The sequence below is a fragment of the Novosphingobium sp. genome (assembly GCF_032093395.1).
Taxonomy (GTDB): Bacteria; Pseudomonadota; Alphaproteobacteria; order Sphingomonadales; family Sphingomonadaceae; genus Novosphingobium.
Map to the genome: position 1 here is coordinate 1 of NZ_DAMDBA010000158.1, position 2,909 is coordinate 2,909.

Here is a 2,909-nt window from a genome sequence, read left to right on the forward strand (position 1 = left end):
CATGGCAAACGGCGCGTGCAAATTATCGGTTTGGGAGGCGCTTTCCGGCTACAGGTGGAAAGGGCAGGAAAAGCGCGCGCCTTCACCGGGTGGCGAGGGAGTCAGGTTCCGTGACACGGATGCAACTTGCGCTATCGCACGCAGGAACCGCAAAGATTGCGGAGCGGGGGGATGTCATGGATCAGGTCTCCGTATAAGCGGAGCCGAATCTGAGGATCATTGGTGTCTTGCTTTGTGCAGAAATGTTACGAAATGTTTCTGAAAGGAAATCAAAGCATGGCGGGATCAGCATAACCCGATGGGTGGGGCTGACTAAGACCCTCGCAGGAGGCATTGCTCGGACATGCTTCGTCCGAATTGCTCGCAGTTCCAGAGTGCCCGATCCGGAGTTCCGGGACGTCGCACGAATGTGAAGGATATCGCATCCACCGAGGCCCCAGGCAACGGCAAGGCACCGGCTTTTCGCAAGGGATCGGTCCAACCTATGAAGCGGCATTCCTCCAGTCCGGCACAGCGTCTTTCGGCCAGATCGCGAAACGCTTCCGGGCTGGTGGCAGGGAGCGTGGCCAGGATCACGCCGACTTCGGTTGACGGTACGCGGTGCGGGGGCGCCGGGTATTCCCTTTCCAACATCGGCAATGCACCTTCCAGCTTAGGTGGGTCAGCACTGTGGGCGGCGGAAAGCCGGGACATGACGGGTATGCGCGGTTCCTCGCCCTTGTAGCGCTGTACAAAGGCTGTCGTGCCCCCGACGGCTCCGCGCCGGCGAAAGAACAGATGGCTGTTCACCATGGTGAGTTTGTCCATCGCGCGGTCCCAGGAGGGGGTGACCCAGTCGGCGTGGTAGTGCGTTGCCAGGCCGACGCCGGCCTCCACCCGGCCGAGCAGCATTTCCATCGCCGTTTCGCGGGCCCGGCGTCAATCCTGTGGCGAGGGGGCACGGCGAGCCAAGGAGCCGTCGCATGTGAAGGTGAATTGGCAACCCGTCGCTCGTTCAGAGCCCGCGAAGACCACGCCGCAGACGGTCGCGGGAAAAGCGGCATGACGCACGCGATTGAGCACGACCTGCGCCGCGGCGCGTTGGTCGGCCGCCTGGGAGCCTGCTTCATAGTAGCTGGCGGCAGCAAGACAGTCGCTTGCGCGGGCGCGATCGTCGGGGTCGCATCGAAGCGAAAGGGCTGGGCCGCAACAACGAGTCCTTGGGTGTCTCCGCAAACTTCGCAAGGTTCGCACGACAGCATGTCCTGGAGCATCCGGCCGTTAGGGTTCCGAGCCCGCACAGGTCAAATCCCATTGGGAAAAGTCGCAATGCCGCGCGGTCCCGCTCGCATTTATAGTCGGCAGCATGACCGAAATTGCGCAACAGGACGGACCGGCGCCCCTTGCCCTGCGGGCGTGGGGAGCGCCGGTGTTGGAATCCGGGCCGGGATCCGCATCGACTTCCGCTGCTCATGAGCATCGGCATCCGGAGGGCCGCGTTTGCGGCGGGATCGCTTATTTCACGAACGTTTATCCCAAGATCAGCCACAGCTTCATCAGGACCGAGATCGAGGCGCTGGAGCGCCGGGGCCTGAAAATCCACCGCTATACCATCCGCCGCTCCGGCGAGCATTTCGAAGATCCGGAAGACCGGGACGCGGCCGAACGGACCGACGTGCAAGCCCTTCTATTGCTGGAGTTCAAGCAGTCCTTCGCGAATGACGTGGGCGATCATGTGGGCTCGGTTGCGCGTCCGGGTCTTGAGGCGGACGTTTTCGACGTGGCGTTCCACCGTGCATGGCGCGATGTTGAGTTCAATCGCCGTTTCCTTTGCCGACCGGCCCATAGCCACGAAACGCAAAACATCCAATTCCCGAGCTGTAAGTTGCACAGACTCATTATCAAATCGGTACATGAAATTCCCCCTACATTTCGATGATGATATTCGCCACCCCTGCCTTCGGTTGAGACTTTTACCGAGCCTCAACCGCAAATGTTACATTGAGGAGGCATTGAGTCACGCTATATTTTGGCGCCATGGGAGAGCCGTTTGGATTTCGAGCCGCTTCATGGGCAGTCGCATGGGCGGCGTGACTATCCCGATTCGACCGGCCGTTCTTTGGGGTAACTCGAGAGAGTTATGTTCAGGGGTGAACACAGCAGCCCGCTGCGGGAATAATGGCCGTGGTGAGCGCTGCGTCGGGTTCAGGGTCGGGCGTGTTCGGCGTCATGCGTCGGTTTGCCGGCCGTCAGGGCAGTGATGCGACGGCCGCAGAGCACGCCTGCCGGGCCTTCGCTGGCCAATTCGCGGGCAAGCACCGCCGCCTGGGTCCGGTTGGTGACCGAAAGCTTCTTCAGCAACGATTTCACCGTGGCCTTTACTGCCGATTCACTTATGCCGATGTCTCGCGAGATGGTCTTGTTGGGAAGCCCCCGTTCGAGAGCACCCAGAACGTCCCATTCCCTATCGCTGAGGTCGAAGCCGTTTCTTGCGCGATGCTGGGCGGGAATTTCGGTGATCAAAAGCAGGTTGTCGAGCAGTCCGATGATCTCGGGCGGCGCAACCTTCTGGCCCACGGCCACCATCTGCATCATTGCGACGAGCGACTGATACGGCACCTGGTCGAGAAAGTAGGCATAGGCCCCAGCCGCATAGATCGAAGCCATTTCCGTAAATTCGAAAGAGGACACAAGCGCAACGACGCGCGCGGCCGGAAAGCGATCGAGGATTCCGGCGACCACGGCGGCACCTTCGCTTCCAAGCAGCGAGCCGTCCACCACGATGACATGTCCGGGGTCGGTCTGGCTGCGCTCGTCCATCGGCCGGTCGCTCCGCGCCCGATCGCCTGGTTCGCGGGGCGCCAGATTGGCCAGGTCATCGACCGATTCCATGAGGTCGAAGCCGGAATCGGACAGGATGCGGCGTACGC

Annotated in this window: 4 protein-coding genes; all 4 read right to left on the reverse strand. The window is 61.4% G+C overall.

What is annotated here, in order from left to right; all coding sequences use genetic code 11:
* Window positions 1-312: 312 nt before the first annotated feature.
* On the reverse strand, window positions 313-897 hold the full coding sequence (locus tag RT424_RS24200; RefSeq protein ID WP_313443419.1) for a hypothetical protein: 585 nt from the start codon (window positions 895-897) through the stop codon (window positions 313-315).
* A 21-nt stretch (window positions 898-918) separates the two neighbouring features.
* Entirely contained in the window at window positions 919-1,233 is a 315-nt protein-coding gene (locus tag RT424_RS24205) for a cell wall hydrolase (RefSeq protein WP_313443421.1), read from the reverse strand.
* A gap of 433 nt (window positions 1,234-1,666) precedes the next feature.
* Complete coding sequence (locus tag RT424_RS24210; RefSeq protein ID WP_313443423.1) at window positions 1,667-1,894, reverse strand: helix-turn-helix transcriptional regulator; 228 nt, start codon at window positions 1,892-1,894, stop codon at window positions 1,667-1,669.
* 290 nt (window positions 1,895-2,184) lie between these two features.
* Window positions 2,185-2,909 (reverse strand): response regulator transcription factor (locus RT424_RS24215; protein WP_313443426.1); only part of this gene is annotated, 725 nt, incomplete at its 5' end.

Coding starts and splice junctions, on each gene's coding strand:
- RT424_RS24200 (WP_313443419.1), bottom strand. CDS start 897: ATGGAAATGCTGCTCGGCCGGGTGGAGGCCGGCGTCGGCCTGGCAACG.
- RT424_RS24210 (WP_313443423.1), bottom strand. CDS start 1,894: ATGTACCGATTTGATAATGAGTCTGTGCAACTTACAGCTCGGGAATTG.